Below are 19111 nucleotides of genomic sequence, written 5' to 3'. Positions count from 1 at the left end.
GGGTCTCCGGCGCTCGCCGCCGCCACGCCCGTCGCATCCTCCGCCGTGGTGACGGGCAGCGTGCCGGGCTCCGCGGCCGCGCCCGCCGCGTCCGGCACCCGCGCCCCGGGCGCGCCCACGCCGGGCGCCGTGGTCCAGGGAGAGCTGGCGCCGCTGAAGGTGAAGCCCGTGGACGGGCCGCGCCTGTCGCTCCAGCCCGCCAACCCGAAGCCGGGCGACCCGGTGCTGGTGACGGTGAACGGCGCTTCCGCCCTCCCCACGGGGACGCTCGCGGGCCGGCCCCTGCGCTTCTTCGCGTGGAACGACGGCTACGCGGCCCTCACCAGCCTCCCGGTGGAGCAGCCAGAGGGCACCGTGCCGGTGGACGTCACGGCCCCCGGGCGCGGCCTGCCGGTGCTGCTGTCCGGCGCCCTCACCGTGGGCGCGCCGGGCTTCCGTGAGCGCGAGCTGCGCGTGGCCAACAAGTACGTGTCGCCGCCCAAGGCGGTGAAGGCGCGCATGGAGGCGGACCGCAAGGCGTTCGCCGCGGCGTTCGCGCAGCCCTTCCGGGCGCCGCTGTTCGGCCAGAACTTCGCCTGGCCGCGCGAGGCCACGGTGACGGCGCCCTTCGGCGACCGCCGCTCGTTCAACGGCAAGCTGCAGACGCAGCACTTCGGCGTGGACCTGGATGGCGCCACGGGCTCGCCGGTGGTCGCCGCCAACGACGGCACGGTGGTGATGGTGCGCGACAACTACGCGTCCGGGAACACCGTGCTTGTGCACCACGGCGCGGGGCTCTACACGGCGTACTTCCACCTGTCGCGCATCGACGTGAAGGACGGCGCGAAGGTGAAGCAGGGCGACGCGCTGGGCCTGGTGGGCAACACCGGCCGCGTCACCGGCCCGCACCTGCACTGGGGCGTGAAGGCGGATGACCGGTGGGTGGATGGCCAGACGCTGCTCAAGCTGGACTTCACCGGCGCCCCGGAAGCCCCGGGCGTGGCCACCAACACGCCCGGCCTGGGCAACCCGTAGCGCGCGGCGCGGTCCCGAGGATGGGGACCCCGTAAGGCTCAGCCGCGCTTGGGGGCCCGGGCCTTTGGCGCGGCCTTCTCCCGCTTCGGCGGGGCCACGTCCTGCGCGGCCTCGCCCTTCGCCGGCTCGTGCTTCGCGGGCTCGTGCTTCGCCGACTCATGCTTCGCGGGCTCGGCCTTGGGGGATGCGCCTCCCAGCAGCACGCCGTGGAGGAAGGAGTCGGCGATCTGCGCCTTGGCGCGCTCGAGCATCGCCGCGTCGCGCGCGTCCGCGAGCCCCACGACGAACGCGGTGAGCCCCATTTCGATGGAGCCGAAGAGCAGCGCGGACGCGAGCAGCGGATCCACGTCCGGGCGCAGCTCCCCCGCTTCCTTCGCGTGGGTGAACATCTGCGCGCTCAGGCGGATGACGTCCACGAAGGCCGTCTGCCGGTTGATGCGGGCACCGGCCGGTGAGCGGGCAATCTCCAGGATGAGCACCTTCACCGCGCGGGGGTCCACGCGGTAGGCCTCGAAGGCCACGTCCGCGATGCGGCGGACCTTCTCCACCAGCGGCCCCTCGCTTTCGGCGACGGCGCGCGCACGGGCGATGAAGCCGCTCCAGCCCGTCTCGAAGACGGTCTCCAGCAGCTCGTCCTTGTTCTTGAAGTAGTGGTAGACGAGCCCGTACGCGACGCCCGCCTCCTTGGCGACGTCCGCGATGCGGCAGCCGTGGTAGCCCTTGCGAGCGAACACGTCGATGGCGGCCCGCAGGATGGTGCGGCGGCGCTCGCTCTCCCGCGTCCCGTTCTCTGGCGCCGTCTTCTGCTGGCCCACGCGTCCTCCCACGGCTGGTTGATTCGAGAATCAGCCAGCCACGCTACGGACGCGGGGCTCCGGGGTCAATCCTTACGTGGGGCCCTCCGCCGCGCCGAGGGGGTGGCGGGCGGAAGGGACACGCACGGGGAAGGTCCCTCCCCGGGAGGGGTCTCAGGCCGCCGAGCCGTTGAACATCACGCGGGCCACGCCGAGCAGGCGGTCCACGTCGCGCGCGTTGAGGCCACGAGCACGGGCGAAGTCCGACAGGGGACGCAGCAGGTCCTCCGTCTGAGCAGGGGTCTGCTCGGTGCCCGTGAAGAGCTCACCGAGGCTGACGCTGAGGGCGTTGGACAGCGCCGCCAGAGTCTCCACGTGGGGAACACGCTCACCGCGCTCGATCATCGACAGGAAGGACACGCTGATCTGCGCACGCTCCGCGAGCTCCTCCTGCGTCCATCGCTCCGGGCGCTGCGTGCGAAGCTCGCGAATGCGCTGGCCAATTCTTTTTCCGAGATCCGACACGAAAGACTTCTCCTCTGGGGGATGTTTCGAGGTGAGTGCAACGCTCGCGTACGGCGGGTGATTCCTACCCTCCCGACCCGAAGGACCCGAAACCGGCCACACTCAGATTAATGCCGGCGAATTCCGGCGACTGATTGCGCCGCAGGATCACCACCCCCTCGATGCGCCAGCAGTCACAGGCGGGTCCGTAGGACACGCCGAAGGTCTGCTGTGCAAGGGGCTGACTTTCCTGGGTAATCAGATCCTTATAAAGCGGTTGCACCAACGCTTCGTATCGCAATCCGAGCCCGAATCCGAGTTTGATTCGCGTACCTGCAGTGAGAGCCTGTGCCCGTTCGGTCGGAGAGGGGTCGAGTTGGTCGTTGTGGGACGGCAGGGGGCGAGGTGCGTCTCCCACCAGCATGTCCACGCCCCGCCGCACGAAATCGGGGCCCTGTGCCAAGGGATCCAACCCACGATCGATCGACAATTGTTTCACGGCCAGCAGGTCGTCGTAGCGCGCGTACAGCGCGTTGCCCTTGCCGTTGTCGATGGTGAAGTCCGCGGACAGTTGGGTGATGTCTCGCGTCGTCGGGTCCATGCGCACGACCGCGCCCGCGGTGAGGACGCCGGCGCTGGCGGACAGGCGCGCGAAGGTGTCACGCAGCACGCTGCCCTGCACCGTGTCCCGGCCCGCGACGGGCGCGATGCGCGACAGGTCGAAGCCCTGGCCGATGCGCAGGCGCAGCGGTTCGCGGGTGGTGGGCCCCTTCCGGACGCGCAGCGTCTGGTCCACGGCGACCACGGCGTGGAGGAAGCCGCGCACGCGGCCGTCGGACTGGAGCGGCACCGCGGAGTCCCACTCGTCGTAGATGAGCGGCAGCGTGCCGGAGCCGTTGGACTTCAGGGCGGTGAACCCCGTGCCCCAGCCGCCGGGCACGTAGCGCACGTTCACCGACGGGGCCAGCGTGTGGCGGTAGAGCGTGTCGCCGTCCGTGAAGGTGCGCGCCAGTTGCGAGTCCAGCACCAGGTCCGCCAGCGGGTAGCCGCGCGCGGTGGTGCGGCCGGAGACCTCGCCCACGGCCACGTCCTGGCGCAGCCCCACGGAAGGCGTCAGCCGGCCCCAGGTGCCCAGCCCGTAGGACGAGGACAGGAGCGGGGCCACTGACACGCGGTCGCGGCCCTCGCGCTCCATGGGGTCGAGGCGGCCGTTGCCCTCCAGCGGGTCCTTGGGCAGCGCGAAGTAGTTGTACTCCAGCGGGTAGCCCTCCGGGCGGAACAGGCCCAGGGGCGCGAAGAGCCCGTCGGAGCCGTCGTCCGCGAAGCCTCCGCTACGAAGGGGCGCCAGCCGGCTGTACTCCACCTGGAGGCCGCCCATCACGCGCCCGCCGAAGAGGGGCCGCTGGGGCAGGGCCAGGGTGAGGCCCGGGAGGCGCTGGAACGTCGTCGGGCCGTGGGGGTCGGTGGCGACGTTGTCCACCGTGGCCTCGGCGGGAATCGTGTTGGGCTGGAAGAAGCGGTAGGGGTAGCGCAGGTCCTGGCGCAGCGACACGTCCAGCCCCAGGTAGCGCTCGTCCTTGCGCTGGTACACGACGGCGGTGCTGCGCAGGTAGTTGTAGTTCTGCACCAGCAGGTCGGCGGTGAGGTCGCGCGTGTAGAAGCCGTCCGACACGAAGTACGCGTCCACGCGGTCATGCCAGCCGTCACCCAGATCCTGGGTGTGCTGCCAGGACGCTTCGCCGCGCAGGCCCCGCTTCTCGTCGACGATCTCCGAGGTGTAGTCGCGCTCGCCGTTCGGACCGACCTCCCGGTAGACGCGGAGGAAGTCGAAGGAGGTCGGGTTCAGGCGGGGGCGCAGGTCGTAGAGGAAGCCCAGCGTGGCCCGCCCGCGCGTGCGGTCGCTGGGGACGTAGCGGAACTCGGTGAGCAGCCGCGGGCCCTTCACGCCGTTGGTGCGCGGCTCGCGGATGGTCGTCCCCTCGCGTTGGGAGAAGAAGGCGTTCGTGACGTCGCCGCCGCCCGTGATGATGCCCGGCGTGAACGTCAGGTCGTAGCTCTCCCCCAGCGTGACGAAGACGGGCACGTCCAGCGCGAAGCCGTTGAGGCCGGAGTTGGACGGCCGGGGGATGAGCAGGCCGGAGCGGCGCTCGGCCAGGGGCAGGTACAGCCACGGCAGCGCGAACACCGGCACCGAGCGCACGTACACCACGGGCCAGGTGAGGATGGCGCGCTCGCCCATCTTCACGTTGGCCTCCTTCGCCTCCACGCGCCAGCTGGGCTCACCGGGGCCGCACTGGCACGGGGTGAAGGCCAGGCCGTCCACGGAGAAGGCCGTCTCCCCCGTGCGGCGGATGCGCGTGCCGCTCATGAGGACGGGGGTCTCCCCCATCTTCCGCAATTCGTCCGGCGTCTTGGCGGCCTGGAGCGCTTCGGCGGTGACGCCCTTCTTCTGCATGAAGAGGCCGCCCTTCACGCTGGCCTCGTTGGAGCGCAGGTCCACGCGCACGTCGTCCGCGATGGCGGCCATCAGGCCGCTGACGAACATCACGTTGCCGGTGGCGGTGGCCACCTGCGTGGCCTCGCTGTACGTCACCTCGTCCGCGCGCAGCACGTTGGGGCCGCTGCGCAGCTCGCAGTGGCCCCGGGCGGTGAGGACGTCGTTTTCGTAGACGACGTAGTCGGCCGCCAGCTCCACGGTCTCGCCGGTGGGCAGCTCCACCTGCGTGGCCAGCGGAATCTGGGCCGCCACCCAGAGCGTCAGGGCGACCGGAGCAAGGAAGGTCATGCGGGAGGCGTGGGCGGTGGGCGCCGTGCCGGCAACGGCGCCCTGCCCGTCCTACCGGCCCGGGCGCGGGAAGTCGAGGGTGATGAGGCCGCCTTCCTGGCGTGTCTCATAGCGAACCCCCTGCTTCAGCTGGATGACGACGCGCACCGTGTGGCCCGCTCCGGAGAAGGCCTCCACCCGCGACACGGCCGACGGGAAGAAGTGCGTGTCCAGGGGCAGCGTGTTGTTGGACTCCACCACGCGCGTGTTCTCCAGCTCCAGGACCACCTGGTTGCCGGAGCCGCTCACCGAGTAGCGCACCGGCTCGTTGGTGCGCACGAACACGCGAGAGCTGTCCGGCTGCTGCTGGAAGCCCACCAGCGTCATCGTCTTGCGGCGCGACGACACCGCGCCCCCGCCGCTCTCGCGCGGCTCGGCCGCGGCGCTGCCCTGGCTGGGACGGGCGCGGGACTCGCGGGACGCCACGGTCTGCTGCTGGCGGCGCTCACGGGCCTCCGCCGCCTGCTGGCGCTTCGCCTCGGCGGCGGCCTCGCGGGCCGACTGCTGCTCCTCGCGGCGGGCCTGGGCGGCGGCGCGGCGCTCCTCTTCCTTCTGGCGCTTCTCGTCGGCGGCGGCCTGCGCGGCGGCGCGCTTCTGCTCCGCGGCCGTCTTGGCGGAGGCCTGGCGCTCCTCGGCGGCGGCCTGGGCCGCGGCCCGCTTCTCGTCGGCGGAGGCCTGCGCGGCGGCGCGCTTCTGCTCCGCGGCCGTCTTCGCCTCCTCCTCCCGCTGGCGCTTCTGGTCGGCGGCGGCCTGCGCGGTGGCGCGGCGCTCATCCTCGGCGCGCTTCGCGGCGGCCTGGGCCTCCTCGTCCTGGCGCTTGCGCTCCGCGACGGCGGCCTCCTCGGACTTGCGGCGCTCCTCGTCCTGGCGCTGCGAAGCGAGGCGGGCGTCCTCCTGGCGCTTGCGCTCCGCGTCCGCGTCCGCCTTGGCGCGGGCGGCGGCCTCCGCGGCGGCCTTCTCCTGGGCCTCGCGCTCCGCCCGGGCGGCGTCGGCGGCGGCCTTCACGGCCTTCTCCTGCGCCTCCCGGTCCGACGCGGCGGCGCGGGCCGCGTCCTGGGCGTTGGCCCCGGTGGGCGTGTTGGTGGCCGCGGCGGCGGTGCCCTGCGCCGGCGTCCCCTGCCCTTCCGCGGGCGCGGCCTGCGCGACGGCCGTGCCGCCGCCGCCCAGGACCTTCACCACCAGCTTCGTGCCCGAGGACTGGATGTCCGTCTCCACCTCGCGCTCGTAGCCGATGAGGATGCGCGCGATGGACGCGGACTCCGTGCCGTACGTGGCGGTGCGGATGCCGGTGACGGTGCCGTTGCCCACCGGCTGCTCCTCCGCCACGCCCTGGAAGACGGCGCCGGACACGTCGATGACGAGCCGGGGCGGATCCGTCATGGTGAAGCTGTTGAAGTCCGGCTTCTTGCTGCCGGTGATCTCCACCGTCCCGCCGCTCACGGAGATGGCCGTGATGGTGTTGAGGTCCGCCGGCTGCTGCGCCAGCGCCACCCAGGGCACGAGCCACAATCCGAGCAGCGACACCGCGAAGCCCTTCATCGACCACTCCCGTGACATGCGTCAGAAGACAGACGCGCGCGAAATTATCACGCGTCCGGGAGGCACCAACTTTTCAGGCTGACCGGAACGTCCGCGCTTCAACGCAAGCGCGGCATGGACGGCGAGCGCGTGCGGTGCGTGCGCGTGTACTCGATGAGGTTCTTGATGTCGTAGCAGATCTGCCGGATGTCGTGCCCCATGGTGAGCTCGACGTGGCTGTTGCCCTTCACCGGCCGCCACAGCAGGTACTCGCTCTTCGCGGCGCGGTACACGCTGCGCGTGGACTCCACGGACGCCAGCGGATCCATGTCCCCGAAGATGATGGCCATGGGGATTTCAATCTTCCCGAAGCCACGCTTGAAGTCGTAGTCCGTGCGGTAGCAGACCATCTCGCCCCGGCGGATCCACCGGGCGAACTGCTCAATCACCTTTCGTGGCTCGCGCTCGCCGCCCTCGCGCAAGAGCCACCGGATGTCGTCGCGGCTGACACGCTCGGTGTTGACGAGCCGGTTCAGCTTGCGCGTGAAGCGCTGATACAGCGCGGACTCGTCCGCCTGCGCCAGCTGCCGCTCCACCCACTTGAGCACCACGTCCACCGGCACCGCGTTGAACACGAGCGGCTTGGACGCATCCGGCTCCAGGCGCTTCTGGAGCGAGGGGCTGAAGGCGCCCGCCCCCTTCGCCAGGAGCGAGCGGCCCAGCGACGCCGCGCGGCGGTTGAGGTTCAGCCCGCCCAGCGTCAGGTCCACGGCGCTGGCGACCAGGGGTGAACCGTGCGCCAGCGCTCGCAGGAGCATGAAGCCGCGTCCCAGGTCCGCGGGCGACCCGATGGTGATGAGCCCCTCGAAGTCGTCGTGGATGCCGGCGTAGCCGTAGCCCAGCATGCCGCCCATGGAGTGGCCGCAGTAGAAGACGCGCTCGCGCCGGGTGATGCGCTTGACGCCGGAGACGGCCGCCGGAAGGTCGTAGAGGAAGTAGCTGTCCAGGTCCCAGCCGTAGTCCAGGTCCTTCGGCAGCGGGCGCTTGAAGCGCTCGGCGCGCTCCTTCTGGAAGGCGATGGAGCTCTTGCCGTGTCCGCGCAGCTCCAGGATGTGGATGTCCACGCCGAAGAAGAGCAGGTTCTTGACGAACTGTCCGCTCGTCCACGTGTGCCGGTTCTGGGAGAAGCCGTGCACCAGGAGCAGCGGCTCACCGAACAGCGGCTGTGAGAACGCCTGTTTCACCGGCCGGTAGCGCGTGATGACGAGCGACCAGCCGTCCGCCGTCTCCACCACGTAGTTCGTCTTGGAGTACAGCGCCCGGAAATCGACCTCGTCGACGGTGGGCATCGGGGGTCCCGGAAGCGCTGATCTCCAGTCCGGCAGGCGCATGTCGCAAAGTTACTGCTGCTGCTGCGTTGCGCCAAGGCTTCGGTCGACCAATCGCTTCACGGCGCCTACCAGGAACAATGAGCCGGTCGCCAACACGAGGCCGTCCGGACGACCCACTGCATCGGCCCTCGCTCCCGCAAGGGCCTCCTCCAGGGAGACGTGCGAGACAACCCGTGAACACAGAACCCGTGCTTCAGCGATGTATCGCTCCGGAGCAAGCGAGCGCGGCGTGTCCAGCGGCGTGAGGTGCACGGAGGCCGCCAGCGGAAACAGCGCCCGCATCATCGGCCCCCAGTCCTTGTCCGCCACCACCCCGAAGACCAGGTGCAGCGGCCGCCCGGCGTAGAGGGCCCGCAGCGCCTCCAGCAGCACCGCCACGCCCGCCGGGTTGTGTGCGCCATCCACCACTACCATCGGGCCCTGCGACAGCTCCTCCAGCCGCCCCGGCCAGCGTGCGGTGGCCAGGCCTTCGCGCGCGGCCTCCGGCGTCACGGCCACGCCCCGGGCCTGGAGGGACTCCAGGCAGGCCAGGGCCACCGCCGCGTTCTGGCGCTGAAACGGGCCGCGCAGCGCGAGCGTGAGGCCGTCGAGCGACCAGCGCGTGCCCCGGTAAGACAGCGTGTCATTGGACCCGGGGACGATGCCGAAGTCGCGGCCCTCCACCTGGACCGGCACGGCCAGCTGCTCCGCGCGGCGCAGCAGCGAGTCCAGTGCCTCCGGCTCCTGCTTCGAAAGTACGACCGGGACGCCCGACTTGAAGATGCCCGCCTTCTCCCAGGCGATCTCCCGGAGCGTGTGCCCCAGGTACTCCATGTGGTCGAAGGACACGGGGGTGACGCACGTCACGACGGGGTTCGCGGCGGTGGTGGCGTCCAGCCGGCCGCCCAGGCCCGTCTCCAGCACGGCCACGTCCACGCGCTCGCGGGAGAAGTGCCAGAGCGCGACCACGGTGCCGAACTCGAAGTACGTCATCGGATCCGACACCGCGGAGGGGTAGCGCTCCAGCACCTCCAGGATGCGCTGCCCGAAGACGTCGTCCGGGATGTCCGCGCCCGCGACGCGGATCCGCTCGTTGACGCGCACCAGGTGTGGGGACGTGTAGAGCCCCACGCGGTGGCCGGCGGCCTCCAGCGCGCGCGCCACGAAGGCACAGGTGCTGCCCTTGCCGTTGGTGCCAGCGACGTGCAGCGCCGGGTAGTCGCGCTCGGGATGGTCCAGCGAGGCGAGCGCGTCATACACCCGCTCCAGCCCCAGCTTGATGCCGGAGGGGTTGAGCGCCTGGAAGAAGCGCAGGGCCTCTTCCGGAGTCCGGGGGGCGGCGCGCGGGGCGTTCATGGGTGGGAAACCCGCCGCCCTACCCCAGCATGCCCATCAACTGGCCCAGCTTCCCGCGCAGCTCCTTGCGGTGGACAATGGCGTCGATCATCCCGTGGTCCAGCAGGAACTCCGAGCGCTGGAAGCCCTCCGGCAGCTTCTGGCGGATGGTCTGCTCGATGACGCGCGGACCGGCGAAGCCGATGAGGGCCTTGGGCTCCGCGAGGATGATGTCGCCCAGCCAGGAGAAGGACGCGGCCACGCCGCCCGTCGTGGGGTTGAGCATCACGGAGATGTACGGCTTGCCGCTGGTGCGGAAGCGGGCAATCGCCGCGGACGTCTTCGCCATCTGCATCAGGGAGAAGATGCCCTCCTGCATGCGCGCGCCGCCGGAGGCGGAGAACACCACCGCGGGGCACTTGAGCTCGAAGGCGCGCTCGAACACGCGCGTCACCTTCTCACCCACCACGGAGCCCATGGAGCCGCCCATGAACTCGAAGACGAAGCAGCCCACGGAGACGGGGTGGCCCTCGATGCGGCCCACGCCGGAGATGAACGCGTCGTTCTCCTCCAGGTTCTTGCGCGTGGACTTGAGCCGGTCCTTGTACTTCTTGGAGTCGGTGAAGCCGAGCGGGTCCTGGGGCTCCAGCTCCTTGTCGAACTCCTCGAAGGAGTCCGGATCCAGCGTCGCCGCGAGGCGCGCGCGAGCGGTCCAGGCGTGATGGTGCTCGCAGTGCATGCACACCATCCAGTTCTTCTCAAGCTCCTGGCGGTAGATGATTTCGTCGCACTGCTCGCACTTGGCCCAGAGGCCCTGCATGCGGGAGGGCTGGGGCTCGGCGGCGGGCTCGGAGTCAACGGCGATGCGGGGCTTCTTGGAGAACCAGGCCATGAGGCCCGGGGGTTAATCCGGCGGCCGCGGGCCGTCAATACCTCCGTACGGCGCGCCGCGGCACGACCGGCCCTAGAACTGGAACGTCTCCCCCAGCTCCAGGACGTTCACGGGCAGCGGGGCCAGCTCCTTCTTGAGCTGGGTCACGAACGCGGGCTTCAGGTGGTAGAGCATCACCTGGGCGCCGTTGCGGTCGAACTTGCGCAGCTCCGAGCCCACGGTGGCGGGCGTCAGGTGGCCGGAGATGTCCGCCAGGGCCTGGAGGCTGTTGGGGAAGCTGGCCTCCAGGAGCAACGCCTTCAGGTTCTTCGTGGCGTTGAGCGCCTTCCACAGCTTGTCCGTGGGGCCGGTGTCACCGCTCATGGCGAGCGACGACTTGCCGTCGCTGATGATGAAGGCGCACGACTCCACGGGGTGGCTCACCGGCACGCTCTTCACGGTGTAGGGGCCTACCTGGAAGGTGCTGCCGGCGCGGAAGGTCTTGATGGCGAGGACGGGCTTGTGGCGCGTGGGGATGCGCGTGAAGTCCGGCCAGAGCGAGTTGTTGAACATGTTCTCGCGCAGCGCCTTGGCGCACTCGCGGGAGGCATGGATGGTGACGGGCCTGTCGCGCCGGCCGATGACGAGGTCGGCGAGCAGCGGCAGGTCCTTCACGTGGTCGAAGTGGCTGTGGCCGACGAGCACGTCGTCCACCTTGCAGAGCTGCTCCAGCGAGAGCGTCCCGGTGAGTGCGCCCGCGTCGAGCGCGAGCACGTCGTCCACGAGGAAGCAGGTGCTCCTGCACGTGGGAAGCTCGCCGCCGTGGCACCCGAGGACTTGCAGCTTCACGCTAGAGGTCTCCGAACTTCCACTTCATCTCGAGGTAGTTGAGGAAGTCATGCAGCCGGGCCGTGTCATACACGGTGAGTCTGTCACCGCTGCGCTCGATGAGGCCCGCGCGCTCCAGGCGCTCCAGCATGCTGCGCACGGCGGGCTCGCCCACGCCGATCTGCCGGGGCATCTCCCGCACGGCGAAGTCCACCTCCACGCCCTCCTCCAGCGGCCGGCCGCGCGTCTGGCAGGCCTGGAGGATCTGATGCACGACGCGGCTGGCGGGGTCGCCGTGGAGCAGGTTCTCGATCTGGGCGTCCGCCTCGGAGAGGCGCTCGGCCAGCTTCTTGATCATCCGCACGGCGATCTCCGCGTTGCCGCGGATCATCGCCTCGAAGGTCTTCGGGTCGATGACGAGCAGCTTCGCGTCGTCATGCACCACGGCGGAGGCGTTCCGGGGCTTGTTGGAGATGATGGCCATCTCGCCGAAGAATTCGCCCGGGCCCAGGACCGCGAGGACCTTCTCCACGTCGCGCACGCGCTTGGAGATGGCGATCTTCCCGGACTGGATGACGAACATCTCCTTGCCGATCTCTCCCTCGCGGAAGAGCTCGGTGCCCTTGGGGAACTCCTTGCCAAAACGTTGAAAGAGGGTTTCCTCGGCGCCCATCTGGCCCGCGAGTCAATCAGCCCCCACCCCACCGGTCAAATATCCCAGACCGATATCGTGCGGGCGCCCGAGGGCAGCATGCCGCCGCAAACCCGACAGGTCCTCGCCGAGGCCCGAGACAGGGGCCCCCGGGAGGGGTACAAGGCCGGCCCGTGGGAACGACCTACAAGCAGTCCGGAGTAGACATCGAGGCCGGCGACGCGTTCGTCGAGAAGATCAAGCCCCATGCCGCGCGCACCACGCGCCCCGAGGTGTTGGCCGGGGTGGGCGGGTTCGGCGGCCTGTTCGCACTGCCGCCCGGCAAGTACCAGGCGCCAGTGCTGGTGGCGGGCACCGACGGCGTGGGCACCAAGTTGAAGGTGGCCTTCCTGGCGGGGCGCCACGACACGGTGGGCATCGACCTGGTCGCCATGTCGGTGAACGACATCCTCACCTGTGGCGCGGAGCCGCTGTTCTTCCTGGACTACTTCGCCACGGGGAAGCTGGAGGTGGACGCCGCGGCGGAGGTGGTCAAGGGCATCGCGCTGGGCTGCGAGCAGGCGGGGTGCGCCCTTCTGGGCGGGGAGACGGCGGAGATGCCGGGCTTCTACGCGCGGGGCGAGTACGACGTCGCGGGCTTCTGCGTGGGCGTGGTGGAGCGCTCGGCCATCATCGACGGCAAGACGGTGAAGCCGGGTGACGCGCTCATCGGCCTCACGTCGTCGGGCCTGCACAGCAACGGCTACTCGCTGGCGCGCAAGGTGCTGCTGGACGACGCGAAGCTGCCCCTGGACATGACGCCGCAGGGGCTGGACCGGCCGCTGGGTGACGCGCTCCTGGAGCCCACGCGCATCTACGTGAAGGACGCGCTCGCGCTGTGCCAGGCCGTGAAGGTGAAGGGCATGGCGCACATCACCGGCAGCGGCATCCCGGGCAACCTGCCCCGGTGCCTGCCGGACGGGACGCGCGCGGTGCTGACCGAATCCTCGTGGAAGAAGCCGGCCATCTTCGACCTCATCGCGAAGACGGGCGGCGTCGCGCGCGACGAGATGTTCAGCACGTTCAACATGGGCCTGGGCCTCATCGTCGTGGTGGCGAAGGAGGACGTGGCGAAGGCGCTGGAGGTCCTGCGCGCCCGGGGTGTGGAGGCGTCCGAGGTGGGCCGGGTGGAAGCGGGCCAGGGCGAGGCCACGGCGGTCATCGACCCATGAGCGCGCGGCGGGCGCGGCTGGGGGTGCTCGTCAGCGGCGGCGGGAGCAACCTGCAGGCGCTGCTCGACGCGGCCGCCCAGCCGGACTACCCGGCCGAGGTGGCGTGCGTGCTGTCCAACGTGCCCACGGCGTTCGCGCTGGAGCGCGCCCGGAAGGCGGGCGTGCGCGCGGAGGTGGTGGACCACAAGGGCTTCGGGTCGAAGGCGGACTTCGAGGCGGCGGTGCTCGGCGTGCTGGCCGACGCGGGTGTGGAGTGGGTGTGTCTGGCGGGCTTCATGCGGCTGGTGAGCGCGGACTTCCTCAAGCGCTTCCCGGGGCGCGTGCTGAACATCCACCCTTCCCTGCTGCCCGCGTTCCCGGGCCTGCATGCGCAGAAGCAGGCGCTGGAGCGCGGCGTGAAGGTGGCCGGCTGCACGGTGCACTACGTGGACGCAGGCACGGACACGGGCCCCATCATCGCGCAGGCCGCGGTGCCCGTACTGCCGGACGATGACGAGGCGAGCCTGAGCGCGCGCATCCTCGCGGAGGAGCACCGGCTGTATCCGCTGGCCGTGCGGCTGGCGGTGACGGGCGCGGTGACGCTGGATGGGTCGCGCACGAAGGTGGATGCGCGGGTGACGGGAGACGCTGGAGCCCTGCGCAGCCCGGGTGCGCCGAAGTGACGAAGGCCGGGGAGCCGTCGCCTCTCGCGGCGTCTGGATCAACGGGATCCGAGGAGCACGCACCTGCCGCCGGGAGTGAGGCATTGGCCCGCGAAGCTCGACGGGCGGCCCTGCGCGAGGCTCCCACGGTGCTGGTCAGCGCGTGCCTGCTGGGCGAGGCGTGCCGCTATGACGGGCGCTCGCAGCGTTCAGAGCGCGTGCTCGCGGCGCTGGAGGGCAAGGCGGTCATCCCCATCTGTCCGGAGGCTGCCGCGGGCCTGGGCATCCCGCGGCCTCCCGTGGACCTCGCCGGTGGAACGGGCGTGGACGTCTGGGCCGGCCGTGCGCGGGCCCTCACGCGGGAGACGCGCGAGGACCGCACCGCCGCGTTCCAGGAGGGCGCCCGGCTGGCCCAGGACGCAGCTCGGCGGTTCGACGCCACGGTGGCGTTGCTGAAGGAAAAGAGCCCCTCGTGCGGCAGCCAGCGCGTCTACGAGTCCGCCGTGCTGCGCCCGGGTGAAGGCATCACCACCGCGCTCCTGCGCGCGGACGGGCGCACCGTCGTGAGCGACGAGGACCTGTAGTTCCCTGGCGCGAGGCATCGCCACCCGGCCTCGACGCGAAGCACGCATCGGACGCAAGCCGGGCAGTCGCCATCGCGGCGTTCGCTGATCAGCTCAGCGCGGGCAACTCCAGCTCGTCTTCCGGCCGTGGAGCGAAGCAGGCCTCCACCTCCGCGTCCGTCACCTCCGCGAGCGTGGCCGGGTTCCAGCGCGGCTTCTGATCCTTGTCCACCAGCACCGCGCGGATCCCCTCCTGGAAGTCCGGCCGCGCGGTCAGCGCCTGGCTCAAGCGGTACTCCATGCGCGCCGTCGCGTCGTAGTCCTGACCGCGTCCGATGCGCAGCTGCCGCAGCGTCACCCGAAGGCTCGTGGGCGACATGCGCAGCAGCGTCGCGCGGGTCTCCTCCGCCCACGCCGTCCCCTCGCGCTCCAGCGCCGCGAGGATGTCCTCCATGCGGTTCCCCTGGAAGCACCGCGCGATGACCTCCGCCCGCGCCGCGAGCCCCGAAGCCCCCGGATCCTGATGGAAGCCCTGGAGCACGCGCGCTGCCACGTCACGCCCCGGCGCGCTCCAGTCCGTGGCCACCAGCGCGGCCAGGAGGTCCTCCAGCCGAGAGGACTCCACCCGGTGCGTCGCGTATCCCAGCCACAGCGCATCCGCCGCGTCACACCGCGCGCCAGTCAGCCCCAGGTACGTGCCCGTCTCGCCCGGGAAGCGCGGCAGGAACCAGCCGCCGCCCACGTCCGGGAAGATGCCGATGGCCGTCTCCGGCATCGCGAGCAGCAGCTTCTCCGTCACCGCCCGGAAGGCCCCGTGCACGGACAGCCCCAGCCCACCGCCCATGCAGATGCCGTCCACCAGCGCGATGAACGGCTTCGGGAAGTGGTGGATCCGGTGGTTGAGCGCGTACTCCGCGAGGAAGAACTCGCGCGACAGCGACGGGCCCGCGTCCCGCCGTGCGACCGAAGCAGCCACCGCGCGCACGTCCCCTCCCGCGCAGAACGCCTTGCCCCCCGCGCCGCGGATCACCACCGCCTTCACGGACGGATCCGCCGCCCACGCGTTCAACTGGGGATGCAGCGCCCGGCACATCTCCAGCGAGAGCGCGTTGAGCGCCTTCGGTCGGTTGAGGGTGACCAGGCCCACCGCGCCCCGCGTCTCCAGCAGCACGTCCTCGCTCATGCCGTGGGGGATATCAGCCCGGAAGGGGCTCGCACGCGAGATTCGGGGGTGACATGGCGGCCAGAATCGGTATTGGGAAGAACATGACTCCCGCAGCCGCCCCCCTGCTCGCCGCCGTCTTCGACATGGATGGCACGCTCGTCGACAACATGGACTTCCACAACCGCGCCTGGGTGACGCTCGCCCGGAAGCTGGGGCTGGAAGGCCTGACGGCGGAACGATTCCAGAACGACTTCGCGGGCAAGAAGAACGAGGAGATCCTCCCGCAGCTGCTGGGCCGCGCGCTCTCCGTCGCGGAGCTGGACGCGCTCGCCGAGGAGAAGGAGTCCCACTACCGCGCCATCTACCGGCCCTACCTGGCACTGCACCGGGGCGCGGAGGGCTTCCTGCACCGCCTGCGCGACGCGCGTCTTCCCATGGCCGTGGCCACCGCCGCGCCGCAGGGCAACCGCGAGCTGGTGCTGGATGGGCTCTCCGTGCGGCCCTTCTTCACCACGGTTGTCGGCGCCGAACAGGTGACGCGCGGCAAGCCCGCGCCGGACATCTTCCTCGCGGCGGCGAAGGCGCTGAAGGTGCCCCCCGAGTCGTGCCTGGCCTTCGAGGACGCCATCAACGGCGTGCTGTCCGCGCGCGCCGCCGGCATGGTCACCGTGGGCATCACCACCACCACGACCGCGCAGGCGCTGAAGAAGGCGGGGGCCCACTACACCGCCCCGGACTTCGACACGCTGCCCCCGGAGCTGCTCGCGCGGCTGTTCAGCTCCAGGGTCTGAGGGGGCTCATCCGCCCCACCCCGGGGCCCGCCTCCCCGGCGACCGGGGCGCCAAAAGGGCGCCAGACGCGGTGACGTTGTGTAGTGTTCGGCGGCCATGTCGACGTCCGCCGCCAAACTCAAGCTCCCCTCGGGCCCGTCCCGGCACGTGTACGACGTCATCGTGCTGGGCAGCCAGGTCGGAGGCGCGCTCGCCGCCGCGCTCCTGGCGAAGCGCAACCACCGCGTGTTGCTGGTGGAGCACGACGGCATGGGGCCCGGCTACGAGCACGACGGCTTCATGCTGCCCTACGCCCCCTTCGTCGCGCCGCCCCTCAAGGCGATGCCCGCGGTGGAGGAGGCCCTCAACGAGCTGGGTCTGTCCACCGCCATCGGCCGCGCGCTGCGCCCCCACGCCCCGGAGCTCCAGCTCGTGCTGCCCCGAAACCGGGTGGACCTGCCCGGAGACGCCGCCCGCCGCCGCGCGGAGCTGACGCGCGAGTTCGGCGAGGCCGGCGAGGGCATCCAGGGCGCGCTCACCGGCAGCGCCGCGCAGCACGAGGCCACCGACGCCTTCTTCAAGGAAGGCCCCCAGCTGCCGCCCGACGGCTTCTTCGAGGGCTGGAAGCTCAAGGGGCAGATCAAGGAGCACCCGGCCCTGGAGGCCACGCCCCGGCTGGCGGGCGAGGATCCGGCGCTGTCGCTGGTGCGCGGCCTGCTGCCCTTCCTGGTCCACCTGGAGAAGCCCTCCGCGCCCCTGGCGCACACGCGGGCCCTGTCCCAGGTGCTCACCGCGCCGTCCACCTACCCCGGCGGCATGGACGCCCTGCGCGACGTGCTCACCCGGCGGCTGACGGAGCTGGGCGGCGACGTGCTGGGCCGCGACAACCCGGCGGGCTTCATCGTCGAGGAGCTGGCGTTCGACGGCAGCAAGTTCTCTGGCGTGAAGCTGGTGCGCTCGGACACGCTCTACCGCGCGTCGTGCCTGGTGACGGCCACGGACTCCGGAGCGCTGCGCCGGCTGGTGACGGACAAGAAGCACAACCGCGGCCTGCTGGAGCACCTGGACCAGTCCAACATCAAGTCGCTGCTCTTCAGCGTGAACTGGGTGGTGCCGGAGGCGGCGCTCCCGCGCGGCATGGGCGAGCTGGTGCTCGTGGACACGCAGGATCCGGAGCTGGGCCCGCTGCTCGTGCAGCAGCACCCGGCGCGCACGGGCGGCAAGGACGTGGAGGGCGTGCGCGTGGTGTGCGCGGGCGCCTTCGTCCCGGCCACCGCGCGCGAAGAGGGCGAGGAGCACCTCCGGGCGCTGGCCGCGCGCATCGACGAGCACCTGGACCGGCTGATGCCCTTCACGAAGCAGCACCGCGCGCTGCGCTCGGTCCCCTACCTGGACGCCGGGGGGGTGCGCGGCAGCCGGCTCATGCCCCACCCGCTCTACAGCTTCGAAACGGAAGCCTTCCTGGGCGTCACGGGGTTGAAGCAGCGCACGCCCGCGAAGAACGTGATCCTGGCCGGCCGCGAGGTGTTGCCCGGCCTGGGCCTGGAGGGCGAGCTGCTCGCGGGCATGCGCGCCGCGAGGCTGGTGCAGGACATGTTGAAGAAGAAGGATCCGCTCAAGGGATAGGCCCTCGGGTCGGATCCGGCTGGATTTCCGGCCTGTTTCTGGTAGGGTCCGCCGCTCTTTTATGGGCTGCTGTCGAACGCCCCAGTTTTCAAGGAGTTAGCAGTCATGGCGTGGAAGTGCGACCTCTGTGGGAAGCGTCCGCTGGTGGGTAACAACGTCAGCCACGCGAACAACAAGACCAAGAAGCGGACCCTGCCGAACCTGCAGAAGGTCCGTGCGAACGTCAGCGGCAGCATCGAGCGCGTGCTGGCCTGCACCCGCTGCATCAAGGCCGGCAAGGTGACCAAGGCCGCCTGAAGTCCGGGAGCCTTCCGGTGGGCATGACGCGCGCTCGAAAGTCCGCGCTTCCGCCCACCGAACGGCTCCATCCCCGTGCGGATGACCTGGACCTCCTCCCTGTCGAGGCGGTCGTCCGACGGTTGCATCAAGAAGACCTGATCGCGCTTCGCGCGGTCCGTGAGGCATTGCCGTCCATCGCGACGGCGGCCCGGGCCGTGGCGGAAGCGTTGCGCGCTGGCGGCCGGCTGCTCTACGTGGGCGCGGGCACCAGCGGACGGCTCGGCGTGCTCGACGCGAGCGAGTGTCCCCCCACCTTCGGTGTCCCGGCGATGCGGGTCCAGGCGGCCATCGCTGGCGGCCGCAAGGCCCTGACGCATGCCGTGGAGGGCGCCGAGGACGACGTCGGCGCGGGAGCCCGGGCGGTGCGGGCCTTCCGGGCGACAGGGCGGGACGTGGTGTGCGGCATCTCCGCCTCCGCCTCCACGCCGTATGTCCGGGGCGCGCTGGACGCGGCCCGCGAGCGTGGGGCGCGCACGGTGCTGGTGTGCTGCAACCCGCCCGGGCCGCTCATGCGCGCGGACACGGTGGTGCTGGCGCGCACGGGGCCGGAGGTGGTGGCGGGCTCCACGCGGCTGAAGGCGGGCACGGCGACGAAGCTCGTGCTCAACGCCATCACCACGGCGGCGTTCGTGTCGCTGGGCCACGTGTACCGGGGGCGCATGGTGGACGTGCGTCCGACGAACGTGAAGCTGCGCGCCCGTGCGGTGCGCATGGTGGCGGAGCTGGCGGACCTGCCTCCGGCGCGAGCGGAGGCACTGCTCGAGGCCGCGGGGGACAACGTGAAGCTGGCGCTGGCCATGCACTTCACGGGGCTTCCAGCGGCCCAGGCGCGGCGGCGGTTGAAGGACGCGGGCCTGCGAGGGCTCGAGCGCCCGGCGAAGGCCCGAGCGGCTCCAGGCGGGAAGCCACGTCCGCGCACCCGGCCCTGACGCGGCGCGGTCCGGAACCGGAGCCCGAGGACTGCTGGAACCCGAACAAGGAGCGCCCCGAAGGGCGTCATTCCCAGACACACGGGGTGCCCGCCGGGCCGGGGGCCGGCGAGCGTGGGTGCCGGGCTTTAGACTTGGAGCATGCGCCCCGCCACGC

Annotated in this window: 18 protein-coding genes; 8 read left to right on the top strand and 10 right to left on the bottom strand. The window is 71.1% G+C overall.

Annotated features, from left to right (window positions below; all coding sequences use genetic code 11):
• The first annotated feature begins 45 nt into the window (after positions 1–45).
• Entirely contained in the window at positions 46–1014 is a 969-nt protein-coding gene (locus D7W79_RS21045) for a M23 family metallopeptidase (protein WP_439099220.1), read from the top strand.
• A gap of 38 nt (positions 1015–1052) precedes the next feature.
• Here the strand turns inward: D7W79_RS21045 and D7W79_RS21040 are convergent, their stop codons facing one another.
• The 9 genes from D7W79_RS21040 to D7W79_RS21000 all read right to left on the bottom strand — a co-directional run bounded on the left by D7W79_RS21040 (position 1053) and on the right by D7W79_RS21000 (position 11731).
• Positions 1053–1829 (bottom strand): TetR/AcrR family transcriptional regulator, encoded by a 777-nt coding sequence (locus D7W79_RS21040; RefSeq protein ID WP_120527174.1) that lies wholly within the window; start codon positions 1827–1829, stop codon positions 1053–1055.
• A gap of 153 nt (positions 1830–1982) precedes the next feature.
• Complete coding sequence (locus D7W79_RS21035; protein WP_014398120.1) at positions 1983–2333, bottom strand: helix-turn-helix domain-containing protein; 351 nt, start codon at positions 2331–2333, stop codon at positions 1983–1985.
• 64 nt (positions 2334–2397) lie between these two features.
• Positions 2398–5097, bottom strand: coding sequence for an LPS-assembly protein LptD (locus D7W79_RS21030; RefSeq protein WP_120527173.1), 2700 nt, complete (start codon positions 5095–5097; stop codon positions 2398–2400).
• 51 nt (positions 5098–5148) lie between these two features.
• Entirely contained in the window at positions 5149–6693 is a 1545-nt protein-coding gene (locus D7W79_RS21025; protein ID WP_244221884.1) for an AMIN domain-containing protein, read from the bottom strand.
• An 80-nt stretch (positions 6694–6773) separates the two neighbouring features.
• Positions 6774–8045 carry an alpha/beta fold hydrolase gene (locus tag D7W79_RS21020; protein ID WP_120527171.1) on the bottom strand — a complete coding sequence of 424 codons (1272 nt, stop codon included), beginning with the start codon at positions 8043–8045 and terminating at the stop codon, positions 6774–6776.
• A 9-nt stretch (positions 8046–8054) separates the two neighbouring features.
• Positions 8055–9380, bottom strand: coding sequence for a bifunctional folylpolyglutamate synthase/dihydrofolate synthase (locus D7W79_RS21015; protein ID WP_244221882.1), 1326 nt, complete (start codon positions 9378–9380; stop codon positions 8055–8057).
• A gap of 19 nt (positions 9381–9399) precedes the next feature.
• Complete coding sequence (gene accD, locus D7W79_RS21010; RefSeq protein WP_120527170.1) at positions 9400–10251, bottom strand: acetyl-CoA carboxylase, carboxyltransferase subunit beta; 852 nt, start codon at positions 10249–10251, stop codon at positions 9400–9402.
• Positions 10252–10323: 72 nt separating this feature from the next.
• Positions 10324–11079, bottom strand: a complete 756-nt coding sequence (locus D7W79_RS21005) for an MBL fold metallo-hydrolase (protein WP_120527169.1) — start codon at positions 11077–11079, stop codon at positions 10324–10326.
• A 1-nt stretch (position 11080) separates the two neighbouring features.
• Positions 11081–11731 (bottom strand): Crp/Fnr family transcriptional regulator, encoded by a 651-nt coding sequence (locus D7W79_RS21000; RefSeq protein WP_120527168.1) that lies wholly within the window; start codon positions 11729–11731, stop codon positions 11081–11083.
• 152 nt (positions 11732–11883) lie between these two features.
• On the opposite strand from D7W79_RS21000, the gene purM reads away from it, so the two are divergent.
• The 3 genes from purM (at position 11884) to D7W79_RS20985 (ending at position 14146) form a co-directional block, all read left to right on the top strand.
• Positions 11884–12921: a phosphoribosylformylglycinamidine cyclo-ligase gene (purM, locus tag D7W79_RS20995; protein ID WP_120527167.1), complete on the top strand. Its 1038-nt coding sequence runs from the start codon at positions 11884–11886 to the stop codon at positions 12919–12921.
• A complete protein-coding gene (gene purN / locus D7W79_RS20990) occupies positions 12918–13583 on the top strand; it encodes a phosphoribosylglycinamide formyltransferase (protein WP_120527166.1) in 666 nt (221 codons plus the stop codon). Before purM ends, purN begins: the two co-directional genes overlap by 4 nt.
• An 83-nt stretch (positions 13584–13666) precedes the next feature.
• Entirely contained in the window at positions 13667–14146 is a 480-nt protein-coding gene (locus D7W79_RS20985) for a 2-thiouracil desulfurase family protein (protein WP_244221881.1), read from the top strand.
• A gap of 88 nt (positions 14147–14234) precedes the next feature.
• On the opposite strand, the gene D7W79_RS20980 is transcribed toward D7W79_RS20985, so the two are convergent.
• Positions 14235–15308, bottom strand: coding sequence for an enoyl-CoA hydratase/isomerase family protein (locus D7W79_RS20980; RefSeq protein WP_120527165.1), 1074 nt, complete (start codon positions 15306–15308; stop codon positions 14235–14237).
• A gap of 83 nt (positions 15309–15391) precedes the next feature.
• Between D7W79_RS20980 and D7W79_RS20975 the strand changes: the two genes are divergently transcribed.
• From D7W79_RS20975 to murQ, 4 genes are all read left to right on the top strand, one after another.
• Positions 15392–16081 carry an HAD family hydrolase gene (locus tag D7W79_RS20975; RefSeq protein ID WP_120527164.1) on the top strand — a complete coding sequence of 230 codons (690 nt, stop codon included), beginning with the start codon at positions 15392–15394 and terminating at the stop codon, positions 16079–16081.
• Between the two features lie 96 nt (positions 16082–16177).
• Positions 16178–17686: an NAD(P)-binding protein gene (locus D7W79_RS20970; RefSeq protein WP_120527163.1), complete on the top strand. Its 1509-nt coding sequence runs from the start codon at positions 16178–16180 to the stop codon at positions 17684–17686.
• Between the two features lie 105 nt (positions 17687–17791).
• On the top strand, positions 17792–17983 hold the full coding sequence (rpmB, locus tag D7W79_RS20965) for a 50S ribosomal protein L28 (RefSeq protein ID WP_014398134.1): 192 nt from the start codon (positions 17792–17794) through the stop codon (positions 17981–17983).
• 23 nt (positions 17984–18006) lie between these two features.
• Positions 18007–18954 carry an N-acetylmuramic acid 6-phosphate etherase gene (gene murQ, locus D7W79_RS20960; RefSeq protein ID WP_120527162.1) on the top strand — a complete coding sequence of 316 codons (948 nt, stop codon included), beginning with the start codon at positions 18007–18009 and terminating at the stop codon, positions 18952–18954.
• The last annotated feature ends 157 nt before the right edge of the window (positions 18955–19111 follow it).

Origin of the sequence: Corallococcus exercitus (assembly GCF_003611585.1) — a bacterium.
Lineage (GTDB): Bacteria > Myxococcota > Myxococcia > Myxococcales > Myxococcaceae > Corallococcus > Corallococcus exercitus.
This window is presented reverse-complemented; position numbering and strand designations above follow the sequence as displayed.

Excerpts from the sequence above, each read along its gene's own strand:
- D7W79_RS21030 (WP_120527173.1), bottom strand. The coding sequence starts at position 5,097 with ATGACCTTCCTTGCTCCGGTCGCCCTGACGCTCTGGGTGGCGGCCCAG.
- D7W79_RS21025 (WP_244221884.1), bottom strand. The coding sequence starts at position 6,693 with ATGTCACGGGAGTGGTCGATGAAGGGCTTCGCGGTGTCGCTGCTCGGA.
- D7W79_RS21020 (WP_120527171.1), bottom strand. The coding sequence starts at position 8,045 with ATGCGCCTGCCGGACTGGAGATCAGCGCTTCCGGGACCCCCGATGCCC.
- D7W79_RS21015 (WP_244221882.1), bottom strand. The coding sequence starts at position 9,380 with ATGAACGCCCCGCGCGCCGCCCCCCGGACTCCGGAAGAGGCCCTGCGC.
- accD (WP_120527170.1), bottom strand. The coding sequence starts at position 10,251 with ATGGCCTGGTTCTCCAAGAAGCCCCGCATCGCCGTTGACTCCGAGCCC.
- D7W79_RS21000 (WP_120527168.1), bottom strand. The coding sequence starts at position 11,731 with ATGGGCGCCGAGGAAACCCTCTTTCAACGTTTTGGCAAGGAGTTCCCC.
- purN (WP_120527166.1), top strand. The coding sequence starts at position 12,918 with ATGAGCGCGCGGCGGGCGCGGCTGGGGGTGCTCGTCAGCGGCGGCGGG.
- D7W79_RS20980 (WP_120527165.1), bottom strand. The coding sequence starts at position 15,308 with ATGAGCGAGGACGTGCTGCTGGAGACGCGGGGCGCGGTGGGCCTGGTC.
- D7W79_RS20975 (WP_120527164.1), top strand. The coding sequence starts at position 15,392 with ATGACTCCCGCAGCCGCCCCCCTGCTCGCCGCCGTCTTCGACATGGAT.
- D7W79_RS20970 (WP_120527163.1), top strand. The coding sequence starts at position 16,178 with ATGTCGACGTCCGCCGCCAAACTCAAGCTCCCCTCGGGCCCGTCCCGG.
- rpmB (WP_014398134.1), top strand. The coding sequence starts at position 17,792 with ATGGCGTGGAAGTGCGACCTCTGTGGGAAGCGTCCGCTGGTGGGTAAC.
- murQ (WP_120527162.1), top strand. The coding sequence starts at position 18,007 with ATGACGCGCGCTCGAAAGTCCGCGCTTCCGCCCACCGAACGGCTCCAT.